This is a genomic window from Streptomyces sp. NPDC006711, assembly GCF_042869775.1.
In the GTDB taxonomy this organism is placed as follows: Bacteria; Actinomycetota; Actinomycetes; order Streptomycetales; family Streptomycetaceae; genus Streptomyces.
Map to the genome: position 1 here is coordinate 127,001 of NZ_JBIAGO010000003.1, position 17,494 is coordinate 144,494.

Genomic DNA, 17,494 nt, shown 5'->3' on the forward strand with positions numbered 1-17,494 from the left:
CCGCCGCGTCAGCTGACCAGGACCGGGCGGCCGCACGCGGCCCGGTCCCCACGCGCGTCACACCTGCGTCAAAGCGCCCGCGTCAAAGCACCTGCGTCAAAAAGGGTTTGAGCCGGGATGCGCCCGCTGCTACTTTCGCGGTGGACCGTGCAATCGTCGTATGGAGGTGAGCCCCGTGAACACAGTGACTCAAGGGCGCTCCCTCACCCCGTCACGGTCCGGCGGCTGACACTCGGTGTCGCCAGGAGCGCCTGAGATGTAGGCATTCCTGGAAGGAACTCCGATGAACACAAAGCTTTTCACCCCTGGCCCGAGCTGGAACGCGGTGCTGATCACGCGCGTCGCTGACGGGCAATGGCACGCACTCGATGACGACTTGGTGATCGGGCGCGGCCATACGCACCACCGCTCCGACGGGCGCATGTTCGTGAGCGTCGACGCCTGGCACGACGCCGCCTTCGACCGGCTCGCCGAGGCGATGTCGGCGGCCCTGCCGAGGCCGCTGTACACGGTGGTCGACGAAGCCGACATGGCCGTGACGGACAGCTGGCGACGGGCCGGTTTCACGATCCGGCGCCGTGAGTGGGAGTACGTCGTGCCGACCGATCCCGGGATCACCGGGCTCGAAGCGCCGCCCTTGCCAAAGGGCGTGACGATCGTGCCCGGCGGCGAGGTGGACGAGCGGGCGCTGCGGGAGGTGGACCGCGCCATCCGGGCCGAAGTCGAGGCAACCGTCGGCTGGCAGTCGATGCCGGCGGAAGTGATCGACCACCCCAAGGGTGACACCATCGTCGACCCGTCGAAGTACGCCGTGGCCGCCACGCCGGAGCGCTGTCTCGGTCTCATCCGCGTCGTGAGGGTGAAACGGCCACGCGTCGGCCTGGTCGCGGTCAGAGCCGGTGAGCAGCGCCGTGGCATCGGGCGGGCGCTCCTCGCCCACGCGTTGGGGACGCTGCACCGCTCCGGGTGCGGCGCGGCGTGGACCGAGGTCCACGAGTCCAACCGGGCGGCGACGGCGCTGTTCGAGGGTATGGGTGCCCAACCGGTGAGCAGCAACCTGGAACTGGTACTGCGATGACGAGGAACAAGGACGTCATCGAAGTCGAGGGCAGAGTCGTGGAGTGTCTGCGCAGCACCATGTTCACCGTGGAACTCGAGAACGGCCACCAGGTGCTCGCGCACATCAGCGGCAAGATCCGCAAGAACTACATCAAGATCGTGCTGGCGGACCGGGTGCTGGTGGAGCTCCCGCCGTACGATCTGACGCGCGGCCGGATCACCTTCCGGTACCGCACCTGACGGTCGGTACGGTCGGTCCGTTCCGCACGCTCTGACGCGCGGGGCCCCGGCGGGTGGTGGGTCCCCGACCGGGACTCCGGCGGCAGCGCCCCCGGGGTCCCGGCCCGGCGCCCCACCGCGGCGCCGCCAAGCCGTCGTGGGCGAAAGTGCACCGCGTGCCCTCCGGAGCCGGTGGTCACCGCCGCGAAGGCCCGCCGGCTGCTCGGCGTCGAGGACCCCGTCCAGCGCGTACATGTGGGACCGACCCGCGATGCCACCCACCGTGTCGCACGACCAAGCCGCTCCCCTGCGGTCGGCGGCGAGCAGGATGGGATGTCGACGGTGGCGTAGTGGTCGAGATTCACCCCCGTGCGCTGGGGGCGGCCATGGCCGGGCGGCCGGACCGGGCCGCGCCCGGCTCGCCGCCCACGTCCGCCTCCGGCGACTCCGACCCCCCGCACCTCGGTCTCCGTAGCCTTGCCACGTCGGCGAACTGACGGCACGTCAGGCAGCTCGGTCACCCCGTCCTGTCATCGAGATGACCGCCGCCCCCAGCACGCACGCGGCCCCGGCCACGAGGTAGGCGAGGTGGTAGCCGGTGAGCTGGTCGTCGCTGGTCGCCGCCACCAGGACCATGACCGCCACGCCGACACTCGCGCCGATCTGCTGGGCCACGACGTTCACCGCGCCGGCGACCGCGTGCCGCTCCGGCGCGACGCCGGTGAGCCCGGCGGACGTCATCGAGGGGAAGTTCAGCCCCTGTCCGATCCCGCTGATCACCAGGCCGGGCAGCACATGCACCACATAGTCACCCTGGTGCGGCGTGCTCATCCACAACGCCGTCCCCACGCCGATCATGACGAGCCCGACCACCATCAGCGTGCGCGGTGTGTACTTGGCCAGCAGACGCCCCGTGGCGAAGTTGGCGGTCAGGAAGACAGCCGCCGACATCGGCACGAGAGCGATGCCCGACTCGACCGGCGAATACTTCAGCATCCCCTGGAGATACAGCGGCGCGAAGAACAGCATCCCGACCGAGCCCATGTACTGGAGGAACGCCGCGAGGCTCGCGGACCGCACCGAGGAGAGCCGGAAGAGACCGAGCGGCAGCACCGGGTCGGGCGTGCGGTGCTCGCGTACGACGAAGAGCAGCAGGAGCACCACCGCGCCGAACAGCGAGCCCCACGCGAGCGCGCCGTGGCTGCTCGCGCCGACGACCAGCAGCGTGAGGCCCGCCGTGCCCGCGATCGCACCGGGCAGGTCGAGCCGGCCACCCCGCCCGGTACCTCCGGGCAGTCCGGCGCGCGTCGCCGACAGCACCCCCACCCCCACCGCCACCGAGAACCACAGCACTGAACGCCAACCGAAGAACTGGGTCAGTACGCCGCCCAGCATCACCCCGCCGCTGAAGCTCGCCGCGCCCACGGCGGCGTACACACTGAACGCCCGGTTGCGTGCCGGGCCTGCCGGAAACACCTCGGTGAGCAGGGCCAGCGCGGCCGGACCGGACAGCGCGGCGCCGATGCCCTGGACCGCTCGCGCACCGAGCAGGATTGCGGTGTCGGGTGCCACGGCGCCGACCAACGCGGCCGCGGTGAACAGGGCGATGCCGCACTCGAACACCCGCCGTCGGCCGAACACGTCGGCCAGCCGCCCACCCACCAGCAGGAAACCGGCGAAGGTGACGGCGTAGGCGATCATGACCCACTGGAGCGTGACCTCGTCGAGGTGGAAACGCTCCCCGACCGAGGGCAGCGCGGCGTTGAGGACGCCAAGGCCGCTCACATCCAGGGCGAGCGCCCCGGCCAGCACTCCGAGCGCGAGCCCGGGCCGGTGCCGTCGCGTCACTTCGGTCGTGGTCATACGGGCCCCCCGACCTCGCCGACGGCCGTCAGAACACGGCGGTGACCGAGCCATAATCGCCGGGCGCCGGTGGCGTCGGCACCGGCCCTCAGTGGCTGCCCCGGGGCGGGGAGTTCTATTCGTTCGGTACTTACCACCAGGACGCGGACGTCAGTCGGCGTCGGCTCGTGGTTCATGATTTTCATGCCAAGCAGCTTGCAGTGCCTCTCGCACGCTGTCTACCTGGCCCCGACGCGACGCCCTCACCACACACCTCGCACGAACCCCCATCTCCTGCTCAGAGCACGGTGGTTGGTAGCGCGGGCACACATGTGTGGCGGCGTGATGTGTACGCTTCCGTGTTCGATGCCACCCGCCCAAGTGCGTAACAACCATGGATCATTGACCCTGTTCAGGCTGCGGGAACGGCAGCAACTAGCCGCTTCGGCACGACAGTTGTCGCGACACCGAAACGGGCAGTTCGTGGATCAAATCGCGCCACTGCACTTCTGACCCATGAGGAACACTTGTTTCACTCACCACCGGATGACACTCTGAAGTGCGTCGGCCCGGCGAGTGCCCCTCGATGCGATGTGGTTCCTCGCCGGACCACATCACGCGTCACCGGGACGCAAAGATCCTGGCGCTTGTCGGACGTGGTTGTGCGAATGGAGAGTTCCGTGTGCACATACTCGAAGGCGATGCGGTCGTGGCTCGCATGGATGCCGAGTCCATCGACGTACTCCGCAGACGCCTCCCCTCGCTTCTGAACGAGTCTGCTCCTCCCCCGACTTCTGACTTCCTCACCGTCCTGCGGCCCTCTCCACGTCGAAGCGCCGTATTCCCGTCATGAGCCACCCGGTGGCCGACCACCCCGGCGCCGGCCCATCCGCTCCGCGACCGTCCGGCGCCGGCCTTCTTCACCGCGACACGGCTGTGTGCGCCCTGGCCACCTGATGTCCGGTGCCCTGCCCCGACCGACGGCGCGACCGACCCCATGACCCGTCGGCCTCCCCCTTCATCGGCCCCATTCCGTCCGCCCCGCTGAGGAGCCGCAATGCCCCAAGAGCGCGCAGCGCGAGATTCGCATGCCCTCGCAGAGTTTCTGTTGTCTCGTGTCGCCGAGCTGATGGACCTGTCCGGCGAGGTGGTGGACCGCTGGACGCCGATGCACCAGTACGGCCTCGACTCCTTGAAGTTCTCGACGCTCGCCGCCGCCTTGTCGGATCTGCTCGGCTGGAGAGTTCCCGTCACCTGGATGTGGCAGTACCCGACCATCGACGCGCTCTCCCGCGCGCTCGCCGAGGGCCCGCGTGCCGCGCAGGCGCCACCGGACCAGGGCCGTCGCAGCGCCGCGTCGCACGAACCCGTCGCCATCGTGGGTATCGGCTGCCGCTTTCCTGGCGGGCCGGACCCGTCGGCGTTCTGGCAGCTGCTCTCCGAGGGCCGGGACGCCGTCGGACCGGTGCCGGCCGCGCGGCGCGAGCTGCTGGGCGACGCGGTGCGCTGGGGCGGATTCATCGACGGCATCGACCAGTTCGACCCGTTGTTCTTCGGCATCTCGCCGCGCGAAGCCGTCCAGATGGACCCCCAGCAGCGCCTGATCCTGGAGCTCGCCTGGGAGGCGCTTGAGGACGCGGGGGTCGCGCCCGGCAGCCTCGTCGGCACGGAGACGGGCGTGTTCATGGCCTCCTGCTGGGGCGACTACGCGGCGCTCGCGCACTACCGGGGTCCCGGCGTCCAGATCACCCCGCACACCGCGACCGGCATGCACGACGGCATCATCGCCAACCGCGTCTCCTACGTGCTCGGTCTCCAGGGCCCCAGCATGGCCATCGACGCCGCCTGCGCCGGATCGCTCGTCTCCGTGCACGCGGGATGCCAGTCCATCTGGATGGGTGAGAGCGAACTGGTGCTGGCCGGCGGAGTGAACCTGAGCTTCGTCTCCGACTACTACACCGCCATGGACGCGATGGGCGCGCTCGCCCCGGACGGCCGCTGCAAGCCGTTCGACGCCCGGGCCAACGGCTATGTGCGGGGTGAGGGCGCCGGGGTCGTCGTGCTGGCCCCGCTGAGCGTGGCCCTTGAGCGCGAGCTTCCGGTGTACTGCGTGATCAAGGGCAGCTCCTCCCAGAACGACGGCCTGAGCAACGGCATGACCGCGCCCAACCCGCAGGCGCAGGAACTCATGCTCCGCAACGCCTACCGCCGGGCCGGCATCGCGCCCGCACAGGTGGACTACATCGAGTGCCACGGCTCCGCGACGCCGCTCGGTGACCCCATCGAGGCCAACGCCATCGGAGCGGTACTCGGCGCCGATCGCGACGAGCCGTTGCGGCTCGGCTCCGTGAAGTCCAACGTCGGCCACCTCGAGGCGGCCGCCGGCATCGTGGGCCTGGTCAAGCTCGCCCTGTCGATCCGCAACGGCGTACTGCCGCCGAGCCTGCATTACGCCGCCCCCAACCCGCAGATCATGTTCGAGGAGTACAACCTCACCGTCCAGGACCGGCTCACGGCGTGGCCCCGCCGCTCCGACGCGCGCCGAGGGGGTGTGAGCTCGTTCGGGTTCGGCGGCGCGATCAGCCATGTCGTCGTGGAGGAACTGCCGCGCCCCGAAGGAGTCCTCGTCCTGCTGGCCGGGGATTCGCGCGAGGCACTGGTGGAGCGGGCCACGGCTCTGCGCGAGGACAACGACCTTCGTGCGATGTGCCAACTGCCGCCGGGTGAGGGTGCGTTCAGGTTGGGTGTGACCGCCCGCTCGGTGAGCGAGCTCAGAACGAAGCTGGACGCCTTCACCGCCGGGAGAGAGGCCGAGGGGCTGAGCGTCGGCCAACCTGCCGTGCGGGCGCCCAGGGTGGCGTTCCTGTTCTCGGGCAACGGCTCGCAGTGGGTGGGCATGGGCAGGCAGCTCCTCGCCGGTCTTCCGGTGTTCCGCCGGTCCCTGATGCGCTGCGACCGGCGGATGCGGACGCTGCTGGGCTTCTCGCTCGTCGAGCAGCTGCTCGCGCCCGACGGCCGCATCGACGACATGGACGTCTTCCAGCCGCTCCTGTTCTCCCTCCAGGTCGCGCTCGCCGACGCCTGGCGCTCCCTCGGGGTGGAGCCGGATGTCGTCGTGGGGCAGAGCGTCGGAGAGTTCGCCGCCGCGCACATCGCGGGGGCCCTCGACTTCGAGGACGCCTCCCTGCTGGCCGCCCGGCACGGCCACCTCCTCCAGCAGCTGGCCGTGGGACGCGGCGACGGCCTCGCGGTCATGACGAGCGCGGAGGCGACCCGGCCGTACCTCACCGACGACCTCACGCTGTCAGGTCACAACGGCCTCAACTCCACTCTGGTGACCGGCACTTCGCAGGCGATCGACGACCTGGCCGGGAGGCTGACCGCCGCGGGCGTCACCAACCACCGGGTACGGATGGGTCACGCGCCGCACTCCCCGCTCATCGACCATGTGCTCGCCCCGCTCAAGGCCGACCTCGCCGGCCTCAGGCCGCGTACCACGCACATCCCGATGATCTCCACGGTCACCGGCGCGCTCGTGGACGGCTCGGAACTGGGCGCCGACTACTGGGCCGACAACCTGCGCCGCGAGATCCAGGTGGTCGGCGCCCTGACGGCGCTGCGCGACCACGACATCGACGCGGTCGTCGAACTCAGCCCGCACCCGCTGCTGTTGAAGTCCGCGTCGGAGATCCTGACGGCGGCCACGCTGCCCTCGCTCAGGCGCGGCGCCGACGAGGCCTCCACCCTGCTCGGATCGCTCGGCGCGCTGTACGCCGCCGGGCTCACCGTCACTCCCAGCCCCTTCCTCGCGGGCGACCGGGGACGCCATGTCGCCCCGGGCCGAGGGGGCGGCGGCGCGGGCGACGAGCAGACCTACCTCGTGCCCGTCACCGCGCGTACGGCCGCCGCACTCACCGACACCTGCCGTGAGCTGTCCAACCACGTGGAGCGGCACCCCGATCTGCGGGTCGCCGACCTCGCCTACACCCTCGCGACCCGCCGCACCCACCACAACCACCGCATAGCGCTGTTCGCCCGCGACCGGCAGGACGTCCTGGACGGACTCGCGAGGATCGCCGCGGAACAGGCCCACCCCGACGTCGTCACGGGGACGGTGACCGGCAACGGCGACCGCCGGGTGGCGCTGGTGTTCTCGGGCGGCGGCACGCAGTGGGTGGGCATGGGCCGTGAACTGCTGGGCAGGCACGCCGGGTTCGCCGCGTCGATGCGCGCGTGCGACGCGGCGGTGCGCGCGGCCGGCGGCTGCTCGGTACTCGACGAGCTCGCGGCCCCGGCCGAGCGGACCAGGTACGAGGAGATGGACTTCCAGCAGCCCGTTCTGTTCGCGCTCCAGGTCTCGCTGGCGCGGGTCTGGCTCGACCTGGGCGTCGAGCCGGCCGCCGTCGTGGGGCACAGTCTGGGCGAGGTCGCGGCCGCCTGCGTCTCGGGCGCGCTGTCCCTCGACGACGCGGCCCGCGTCGTGGTCGCCCGCTCGCACCTGCTGGAGCGCCAAGCGGCCGTCGGCGCCATGATCTCGGTCGATCTGCCGGAGCGGGAGCTGCTGCCGAGGCTCGCCCCGTACGCACGGCACGCGGCGATCGCCGTGGTGAACAGCCCCACCAGTGCGGCGGTCTCCGGATCGCCCGAGGCCATCGCCGCCCTGGAGGCCGACCTCAAGCGGGACGGGATCTCCACGCGGCGCATCCGCGTCGAGCGGCCGGTGCACAGCCCCGGTATGGATCCGCTCGTCGAGCCGCTGCGCGAACGCGTCGCGGGCATCACCCCGTTGACCCCCGCCATCGAGTTCCGCTCCACGGCGCTCGCCGGCGCGGTGAACCCGGTCGCGGACGGGGAGTACTGGGCGCACAACCTGCGCGACCAGGTCCGGTTCGCCGAGACCATCGCCTCGCTGGTGGACGACGGCGTCGGCACGTTCATCGAGATCGGCCCGCACGAGACGCTGCGCGGCGCGGTCGAGGAGATCGCGCTCGGCCGGGGCAGGCAGGTGCACGCGGTCAACTCGCTGCGACGCGAGGAGAGCGATGTCCGCTGTCTGCTCGGGGCCGTCGCGTCGCTGTACGTGCGAGGCATCCCGCTGACGTACGACTCGTTGTTCGCCGACGACGTCGAGGTCGTGGAGACCCCGCTCGTACGGTGGCAGAAGGACCGCTACTGGCTGGACACGGTGCCCCGCGCCCAGGTGGCCGCCCCGGCGCCCGCCGGGGAGCCCGTGGCGGCGGAGATCCAGGTGCGGGCCGTGAGCCAGGGGATTGCCGATCCCGCGCCGGACCGGCCGCTGAAGGACGTCGTCCTCGCCGAGATCGCCGACGCGGTGGGTGTGCCGGCCGACCGGTTCGACCAGGGCACTCAACTGCGCGACTTCGGCCTCGACTCGATGCTCGCGATCCGTCTCGTCAACAGGCTGCAAGCCCTGTTCGGCCACCGGGTGTCGCCCGTGGTGTTCCTCGACGGCCGGACCGTGTCGGAAGTGGTCGGCCACATCGTCGGGATCGTCGAGGGACCGGTCGCCGCCACGCCCGCGCTCGCCCCCGTGCCGGCGCCGGCCACCGGCCCCGTGCCCGAGTCCGCACCCGCACCCGCACCCGCACCCGCACCCGCACCGGAGCCATGGACTTTCCTCGACGACCTGTCCGAGCTGGACGCCGAGGAGCTGGTGGAGGAACTGGCCGCGCGCGGGTTCCTCGAGCCCACCGACGCGCCGGCCCTTGAGCAGCTGCGCGCCGGTCCTGCCGGTCTCGAAGTGGCGCCCGCCTCACACGGCCAGGCATCGCTGTGGTTCATGCAGATGGTCGCGCCCGACGCCGTGCCCTACAACTTCATGGTGGCCGCCCGGATCCGTACCGAGGTGGACGAAGGGGCGCTCGAGGATGCCGTACGGGCCGTGCTGGAGCGGCATCCGGCGCTGCGCACGCTCTTCGTCGAGGCGGGCGGCAGGCCCTACCAGGTCGTCCTCGACGAGCCGGTGTACGAGTTCGTCGTGGTGGACAGCACCGGCCTGGACGACGAACAGGCCCGTGAGGACCTGGCCGAGTACGGGCACCTGCCGCTCGACATGGACAACGGGCCGCTGGTACGGGTGGTGTTGATGGCCCGTGGTCCCGCCGACCACTACCTGCTGGTGCTCGTGCACCACATTGCATCGGACGCGGCCTCCGCCGACGTGATGATCCGGGAACTCCAGGAGAACTACGCGGGCGCCGACCCCGCCGCCCGCGAACCGACCGCGCCCTACACGGAGTTCGTCGCGTGGGAGCGTCAGTGGCTCGCGGGGCCCGCGGCCGTCGCGGCCCTTGAGTGGTGGTCGCGGAAGCTGGCCGACCCGCCCGCCCGTCTCGACCTCTCCCCCGCGACCCGCCCGCCCGGCGTCACCTACGAGGGGCGCGATCTCACGCTGCGCTGGAGCCGCGAAGAGACGCGTCTGCTAAGGGAGTTCGCGGTCCGCGAGGGTGTCTCGATCAGCAGTGTGGTCCTGGCCGGGTTCTTCGCCACCCTCAACCGCGCGGCCGGCGTGGAGGACTCCGTCCTGGCCACCGCGATCGCCCAGCGCGGCGAGCCGGGATGGGAGTCCGCCATCGGTTACTACCTCAACACCGTCCTGGTGCGGGCGCGTCCGGCCGGTGACCGCAGCTTCCACGATCTGCTGCGCGAGGTCCACGCCTTCTCGCTCGGCCTCCTGGAGCACATGAACTATCCGCTCGATCTGTTGGCGTCCACCCTGAAGCCGCCGAGGGCCGAAGGCCGTTCGCCGTGGTGCGACGTGGTGGTGAACTGGCTGTCCTGCGACGCGTTCCCCCGCTCCGTGAAGCTCTTCCACGGCATCGGCGCCCCCGTCGAACCCGCCGGCGCCCTCCCGCTCGAACCACTCCAGGTGCGCAGGCACCTCGCCAAATTCGACCTGGAGATCTCGATGGCCGACATCGACGGCGAGGTGGTCGGCCACATCCAGTACAAACCGAGCTATCTGGAAAGGCAGACCGTGACGGCCCTGCTCGCGCTGTTCCGCACCGTGCTCTTCGACTCGATCGCCCATCCCGATCTGCCCCTTCAGGACGTCGCGCCGAGCGGCCGCGCCGAAGGGACGGACCAGTGAGCGACACCCTGCACTCCGCCTTCGTCGAGCAGGCGGTCAAGAGCCCCGACGCGCCCGCCGTCTACTCCGACGCCGGCGTCCTGACCTATGACGAACTCAACGAGCGCTCCCGCGCGCTGGCCGAACGGCTCGTCGCCGAGGGCGCGGGCCCCGGGGTCCCGGTCGGCATCTGCGTCGAGCGCACCCCCGACCTGCTCGTGAGCATCCTGGCCGTCCTGCGGACCGGCTCCTGCTATCTGCCCCTCGACCCCAACTACCCCGCCGAGCGGCTGGCGTTCATGGTCCGCGACAGCGGGACCCGCCTCGTGCTGACCACCCCCGCGTCCCTGGCCGCCTGCCCGGCCGGGCCGGCCGCCGTCGTCCTGGGCGAGGCCGTGCGGACCGGAGCAGGCGAGCGGCCCGTGCCGGTCGTGCCCGGTGACACCGCGTACATCATCTACACCTCGGGTTCCACCGGCAGGCCCAAGGGCGTGGCCATCCACCACGGCGGCTGCGTCGCCATGCTGGCAGAAATGGACCGGGTCTTCGCGGGGTGTGATCTCAGCGGTGTCTCGGCGGCGAGCTCGGTCTGCTTCGACATGTCGGTGATGGAGATCTTCGCCGCGCTGTGCCGGGGCGGCGCCGTCGTGCTCGTGGAGAGCGCGGTCCATCTGCCGGACAGCCGGTACGCCGACAAGGTCACCCATCTGAACGTCGTACCGTCGGTGATGAACGGTCTGCTCGACGCGGGCGCGCTGCCGCCCGGGGTGCGTACGGTCGTGTTCGGCGGTGAGCCGCTGCGGCGCAAGCTGGTGGACCGGGCGTACCGGGAGACGGGCGCCGACCGCGTCTACAACGCCTACGGCCCCACCGAGGGCACCGTGTTCTGCTCGGTCAAGCTGGTGCCCAAGGACGGGAGCGGTGAGCCCACGCTCGGCGCGCCCTCGCCCGGGGTCCGCGCCTATGTGCTGGACGAGAATGTGCGCCCGCAGCCGGCCAGCGTCCTGGGCGAGCTGTACATCGGCGGCCCGGGCCTGGCCCATGGTTACGTCAACCGGCCGCGCACCACGGCCGAACGGTTCGTGCCCGATCCGTTTCGCGACGGCGAGCTCATGTACCGCACCGGTGACGTCGTCGCGTTCACCGAGGACGGCGAGCTCCGGTTCGGCGGCCGCGCGGACCACCAGGTCAAGCTGCGGGGCTTCCGCATCGAACTGGAGGAGGTCGAGGCCCGGCTGACCGGCTGCCCCGAGGTGCGCGAGTCCGCCGCCGTCGTACGGGACAACAAGCTGATCGGGTATGTCGTGCCCGAGGGCGACGCCCGTGACGGCGTCTGGTCAAACGCCGCGCTCCAGTCGGCGATCACCGGCAGGCTCGCCGCCGAGCTGCCCGAGCACATGGTCCCCGCGACCATCGTGTTCTTGGCGGCGCTTCCGCTGGCGCCGGGCGGCAAGCTCGACCGCGCCGCGCTGCCGGAGCCCCCGGCGCCCGCCTCGGACGGGCCCATGACGGCGCCCGGCACTCCGACCGAGATCGCGCTTGCGGAGATCTGGGGGCAGCTCCTTGACCTGGAGCCGACGGGCATCGACGTCCACGCCGCCTTCTACGACCTCGGCGGGGACTCGCTGCTCCTGGTCCGGCTCGCGCGCCTGATGACCCGGCGCTTCGACCGCCGCGTGCGGGTGCCCGACCTGTTCAGCTTCCGTGACATCTCCTCCCTGGCCGGCTGGCTCGACGACGACAGCGGCGCCGCGCCCGAGGCCGTCACGTCGGCCCGCCTGCGCGCCGGCGCCCGCCGCGCGGCGCTGCGCGGGCGCGCCGCCCCCACCGGCCGCTGAGCCACATCCCCTCGCCCTGAAGCCCGTCCCCGAAGCCCGACCCGAAGCAGGAGCCTTTTCATGACCGAAAGCCCCGAGCAGGACTACGACCCGGGTGATGTGGCCGTCATCGGCATGTCGCTCCGCGCGCCCGGCGCCAGGAACAAGGAGGAGTTCTGGGACAACCTCGTCCACGGCAGGGAGTCGGTGTCGTTCCTGGCCAAGGAGGACATCCTGGTCGATGAGACCCTGATCCACAGCCCGTTCTACGTGCGTGCCTGCGGTGTGCTCGAAGGGTATGACCAGTTCGATCCGTCGGTCTTCGGCATCAGTGACCGCATGGCGGCGGCGATGACCCCGGAGAACCGGCTGTTCCTGGAGAGCGCGTGGGAGGCCCTTGAGGACGGCGGTTACGACCCGGACCGGCTGACGGCCGAGATGGGCATGTACGGCGCGAACAACCCGCAGACCGCCGCGCTCTACAGCTCCCCGCCGGACCGCGTGTCGGTCGGCCCCGAGGCGATCGAGGCCAGTCTCGCGTGGTCGCCCGACACCATGACCTCCAACGCGCTCTACTACATGGGCCTGACCGGCGAAGCCGTCACCGTCGCCGCCGTCTGCGCCGGGTTCCACTACGCGGTGCACCTGGCCTGCCAGTCGCTGCTGCTCGGCCAGAGCGACATGGCGATCGCGGGCGGCGCGATGGTCCGCCTGCCGCACCCGCGCGGTCACCTGTGGGAGGAGAACCGCGTCCTGTCCAAGGACGGCCACTGCCGGCCCTTCGACGCCAACGGCACCGGCACCTCGCTGTCCAGCGGTGTCGTGACCGTGCTGCTCAAGCCGGTGGCCGGGGCCGTCGCCGACCGCGATCACATCTACGCCGTGGTCAAGGGCTCGGCCGTCAACAACAACGGCGTCAGCGCGATGGCCTACGGTCTGGCCCAGCCCGAGCGGCTGAGCGCGTGCATCGCCAACGCCATGGAGGTCGGCGGCGTCACCCCCGACACGGTGTCCCTGTACGAGGCCAACGGTCTCGGTCTGCCGATGACGGACGAGCTGGAGGTGCACGCGGCGAGCATGGCGTTCGGCAAGCAGACCGCCACCACCTCGATCGGCGGAGTCAAGGGCAATGTCGGCCACGGCGGTGTGGTGTCGGGCGGCTTCGGCGCGATGAAGGCCGCGCTGGCCCTCCACCACCGCACCCTCCCGGCGACGATCAACCTGACGGAGGTCAACCAGGACCTCGACTTCCCGAGCACCCCCTTCGTCCCGCAGCGCGAAGGGGCGCCCTGGGAGCCGGAGTCCGGCATCCGCCGCGCGGGCATCACCTCGATCGGCGGCGGTGGTTACAACGCGCACCTGGTCCTTGAGGAGGCCCCGGCGCTCGCCCCGCGCGCCCCCGAGGCCGTCGGCAGGCCGCGCCTGGCCACGCTGTCCGCCCTGGACGACGAAGCGCTCGACCAGCGGCGCGCGAGGCTGCGGAAGTGGCTCACGGCCCATCCCGACCAGCGCCTGGACGACATCTGTTACAGCCTGAACCTGGGGCGCAAGGTGATGGCCCGCCGGTGGGCGGCCGTCGTCCGCAGCCGCGAGGAGCTGATCGCGGCGCTGTCCGACGATTCCCCCCGCGGCCAGGCCACCTCGACGGCCGCCGCGCCGCACGTGGACGTGGACTCCTTCCCACGCGGCGACCACGGCCTGGTGTGCGCGGGACCGGACGCTGGGTCGCTTTCCGCTCTGGCCGCCGCCTGGGTGACCGGTGAGCGGGTGGACTTCGGCGCCCTGCACACCGGGGAGGCCAGCCACCGCGTGCCGCTGCCCACCTATCCGTTCCGGCCGCGCCGGTTCTGGCGTACGGACTGGTGAGCGTGCGCACTCCGGTACTGGACACCGTGGACCTGGGCGACCCCGCCACCTTCGCCGAGCGCGACCTCACCGCGTTCTGGCGCACCCTGCGCGACAGCGCCCCCCTGTACTGGAACCCGCCCACCGAGGGCCGCCGGGGTTTTTGGGTGCTCTCCCGCTACGACGACATCATGGCCACCTACCGGGACAACGTGACCTTCACGTCCGAGCGCGGCAACGTGCTGGTCACCCTCCTTGAGGGCGGTGACGCGGGGGCCGGCCGGATGCTGGCCGTCACCGACGGGCACCGCCACCACGCACTGCGCAAGATCCTTCAACGGGTGCTCTCACCGAGGGTGCTCAGCCAGGTCGCCCGGACGGTTCGGGCCAACACCCGGCAGTTGGTCCGCGAGGCGGTCGAGGCGGGCGGCTGCGACTTCGCCGAGGAGATCGCCGGCCGGATCCCGATGACCACGATCTCCAACCTGCTCGGCGTGCCCGGGCAGGACCGCGAATTCCTGCTCTCGCTGACCAAGAGCGCGCTGTCGACGAACGGCACGGATGTCGACGGGGTCGAGTCCGAGATGGCCCGCAACGAGCTGTTGATGTACTTCATGGACCTCGTGGAGGAGCGGCGCGCGTCGCCGGGCGACGACGTCATCAGCATGCTCATCGCCAGCTCCATCGACGGTGTGCCGCTGTCCGACGAGGACGTCGTGCTCAACTGCTACAGCCTGATCATCGGCGGCGACGAGACCAGCAGGCTCACGATGATCGACTGCGTCCACACCCTGGCGGACCACGACGATCAGTGGCAGCGCCTCAAGGACGGCGAGGCGGGCATCGACACGGCGGTCGAGGAGGTGCTGCGCTGGGCGTCGCCCACGATGCACTTCGGGCGTACCGTCGTCCACCCGGTGGACCTGCACGGCGAACGGCTGCGGCCGGGCGAGATCGTCACGCTCTGGCACGCGTCCGGCAACCGGGACGACCGTGTTTTCGACTGGCCCGGGACCTTCGATCTGGGCCGCACCCCCAACAAACACCTGGCCTTCGGCTACGGACCGCACTTCTGCGTGGGCTCCTACCTGGCCAAGGTGGAGATTTCCGAACTGCTCATGGCGCTACGGGACTTCACCACCGGATTCGAGCGCACAGACGAGCCGCGACGCATCCGGTCCAACTTCCTGACCGGGTTCGCCACGCTGCCCGTGCGGTTCCGGCCCGATCACCGCGGACTGAAAGAGGTCGACTGATGAGCGGCAACTCCTTCGGCGCCCTTGGTCACGTCGAACCGGCCGGACAGCACGCCAAGACCGTGACGGGACCGCTCGGGGGGCAGGCGTGAACATCTATCTCTCCGGGCGCGGGGCGTTCGCGGTACAGGTCGGCGACGCCCTGCTGGACGAAGGGCACAAGGTCGTCGGCGCCGCCGCGCCCCGCCTGCGCAGGGGGCGGTCAGACGAGAGCGACGCGATGTCCTGGGACCGGCTGCGTTCGTGGGCGTATCCGCGCAGCATCCCGTGGACGGACTCGGCCGAGCTGCGCGCGATGCACATCCCCGACGGCGTGGACGTCATCGTCGCCGCCCACTCCCACGCCTTCCTCGGCCGCCGCACCCGCGCCCGTGCCGCCGTCGCCTGCATCGGCTACCACCCCAGTCTGCTGCCGTTGCACCGGGGGCGTGACGCGATCCGTTGGACGATCCGGGACGGCGACAAGGTGACGGGCGGGAGCGTCTACCACCTGACGGAGCGGACCGACGCCGGCCCGCTCGCCGCGCAGGAACACCTGCTGGTGCCGCCGGGCTCGACCGCACAGAGTCTGTGGCGTGAGCATCTGGCGCCGCTGGGTGTGCGGCTGCTCCTGAAGGTGGTCGCCGATCTCGCGCAGGACCGGCGGATCGAGGTTCCGCAGGACGAGCGCCTGGCGACCTGGGAGCCCGCGATGGACGCGAAGCCGCTGTTCAAGCCCGAGCTGATCGCGCTGCCGGGTTCGGCCCGGGTCGAGGGCGGCAAGTGGGCGCTGCATCAGTCGTGAAGCGCGCCGGGTGCCGGGAGAGCGGGCGCTCTCCCGGCACTTCGCCGTGGTGATCGGCTGTCCCGTGCTCCTTGTCGCCCGGCGCGCCAAGGAGCACGATAGGAACCGGAGGTAGAACGTCCGTATGGCTCGGAGGTGACTGCCCGATCCTCTGTCGGAGTCGTCCGCGACGACGACTCCCCTGGCCGGGACCGCCATCGCCGGCGCCGGGCTGATCCCGGCGCCCGGAGAGCGGATGGCGGGAGCGGCCCTGTTCCTGCCGGGCACGCTGTCGGCGGACGACGGCGCTGACGAGGGAGAAGAAGGTCCGCCACAGGACAACCGCCGGCGTCGGTGCGCGTCCACCCCTCACGTGAGCGCGCGGCCGGGGGCCCCGCAAGGCCAGCGGCCGTACTCCGGGGGCTTCGGCGTGCCGGGCCGGCCAACGGAACGGAGGACTCGATGTCCCTCACCGTCATCATCATCATTGTCGCCGTCGTGGTGGTTGTCATCGCCTGCGCGGTGGCGGCGGGCGTGGTCATGAAGCGCCGCCGCGAACTGCGGGAGCGGTTCGGCCCCGAGTACGAGCGCACCGTGGAGGCGCAGGACAGCCGCCGGGCCGGCGAGCACGAGCTGCGCGAGCGCCAGGAACGGCACGACGCCCTGGACATCAGGCCGCTGCCGGCCGCCGCCCGCGACCGCTACGCCCAGGACTGGGCGCACGTGCAGGAGCAGTTCGTGGACCGCCCGGACGACGCCGTCCACGACGCGGACCGGCTCGTGACGACGCTGATGAGCGAGCGCGGCTACCCCACCGAAGGGTACGAGCAGCAGGTCAAGGACCTGTCGGTGGAGCACGGCAGGACCCTGGAGCATTACCGCGCCGCCCACGACGTGCATGACCGCAGTGCCCGCCACCAGGCGACCACCGAGGAGCTGCGCGGCGCGATGGTGCACTACCGCGCGCTGTTCGAGGAACTGCTCCACGACGGAGACCGGCCGGACAAGGACGCGGCGTGATCCGGCGCCCCGGCGGCCGCTGGACGCCGCCGTCGCGGTGACCGGCCCAAGTACGGATGGATGTGCGGAGATGACAGAGATGAGCAACGCGCAGATGCCCCGCCCCGATGACGACGCCCTGTCCACGGAGGACCTGGCCGGTACCGGGCCGCAGGACACCGAGAGCGAGACCGAAGGTCTCACCGACACCCCGCCGCAATTCCCCGGTGAAGCCACCGCAGCGCCGGACGACGAACAGGGTGGCTCCGTGCGGGCGGCCGACGAAGAAAGAGGCGACGCGGAAGCGGCCGGTGAGAACGAGCCCCTGCTGGGGGCGGAACAGGAGGAGTTCCGCGCCAGGTGGCAGCGGATCCAGAGTCAGTTCGTCGACGACCCCAAGGACTCCGTCAACGCGGCCGACCAGTTGGTGGCCGAGACCATGCAGGCGCTCGCCACGACGTTCTCGACGCACAAGCGGGACCTGGAAGGCCAGTGGCACCGAGGTGAGGAGGTGCCGACGGAGGACCTGCGCGTCGCACTCCAGCAGTACCGCTCGTTCTTCAACCGGCTGCTCAGCACCTGACGTACGCCGACGTCCTGGGCG

General features: G+C 71.1%; 10 protein-coding genes. 9 read left to right on the forward strand and 1 reads right to left on the reverse strand.

What is annotated here, in order from left to right:
- Window positions 1–283: 283 nt before the first annotated feature.
- Window positions 284–1,078 (forward strand): GNAT family N-acetyltransferase, encoded by a 795-nt coding sequence (locus tag ACFYM2_RS08280; protein WP_388834434.1) that lies wholly within the window; start codon window positions 284–286, stop codon window positions 1,076–1,078.
- The gene (gene infA, locus ACFYM2_RS08285) at window positions 1,075–1,299 is read left to right on the forward strand and encodes a translation initiation factor IF-1 (RefSeq protein ID WP_388834436.1); all 225 of its coding nucleotides are present in this window, start codon (window positions 1,075–1,077) and stop codon (window positions 1,297–1,299) included. Before ACFYM2_RS08280 ends, infA begins: the two co-directional genes overlap by 4 nt.
- A 483-nt stretch (window positions 1,300–1,782) precedes the next feature.
- Here infA and ACFYM2_RS08290 read toward each other — a convergent pair whose 3' ends face one another.
- Window positions 1,783–3,141: an MFS transporter gene (locus tag ACFYM2_RS08290; protein ID WP_388834438.1), complete on the reverse strand. Its 1,359-nt coding sequence runs from the start codon at window positions 3,139–3,141 to the stop codon at window positions 1,783–1,785.
- A gap of 1,087 nt (window positions 3,142–4,228) precedes the next feature.
- On the opposite strand from ACFYM2_RS08290, the gene ACFYM2_RS08295 reads away from it, so the two are divergent.
- The 7 genes from ACFYM2_RS08295 to ACFYM2_RS08325 all read left to right on the forward strand — a co-directional run bounded on the left by ACFYM2_RS08295 (window position 4,229) and on the right by ACFYM2_RS08325 (window position 17,473).
- A complete protein-coding gene (locus ACFYM2_RS08295) occupies window positions 4,229–10,231 on the forward strand; it encodes an acyltransferase domain-containing protein (protein ID WP_388834441.1) in 6,003 nt (2,000 codons plus the stop codon).
- Complete coding sequence (locus ACFYM2_RS08300) at window positions 10,228–12,048, forward strand: amino acid adenylation domain-containing protein (protein ID WP_388834443.1); 1,821 nt, start codon at window positions 10,228–10,230, stop codon at window positions 12,046–12,048. Before ACFYM2_RS08295 ends, ACFYM2_RS08300 begins: the two co-directional genes overlap by 4 nt.
- 60 nt (window positions 12,049–12,108) lie before the next feature.
- Complete coding sequence (locus tag ACFYM2_RS08305; RefSeq protein ID WP_358994146.1) at window positions 12,109–13,893, forward strand: type I polyketide synthase; 1,785 nt, start codon at window positions 12,109–12,111, stop codon at window positions 13,891–13,893.
- Entirely contained in the window at window positions 13,890–15,128 is a 1,239-nt protein-coding gene (locus ACFYM2_RS08310; RefSeq protein ID WP_388834448.1) for a cytochrome P450, read from the forward strand. The genes ACFYM2_RS08305 and ACFYM2_RS08310 overlap by 4 nt, the downstream gene beginning before the upstream one ends.
- A gap of 88 nt (window positions 15,129–15,216) precedes the next feature.
- Window positions 15,217–15,912: a formyltransferase family protein gene (locus tag ACFYM2_RS08315; protein WP_388459994.1), complete on the forward strand. Its 696-nt coding sequence runs from the start codon at window positions 15,217–15,219 to the stop codon at window positions 15,910–15,912.
- A 441-nt stretch (window positions 15,913–16,353) separates the two neighbouring features.
- Window positions 16,354–16,911 (forward strand): hypothetical protein, encoded by a 558-nt coding sequence (locus ACFYM2_RS08320; RefSeq protein ID WP_350228478.1) that lies wholly within the window; start codon window positions 16,354–16,356, stop codon window positions 16,909–16,911.
- Window positions 16,912–16,981: 70 nt separating this feature from the next.
- Entirely contained in the window at window positions 16,982–17,473 is a 492-nt protein-coding gene (locus ACFYM2_RS08325; RefSeq protein ID WP_388459995.1) for a hypothetical protein, read from the forward strand.
- The last annotated feature ends 21 nt before the right edge of the window (window positions 17,474–17,494 follow it).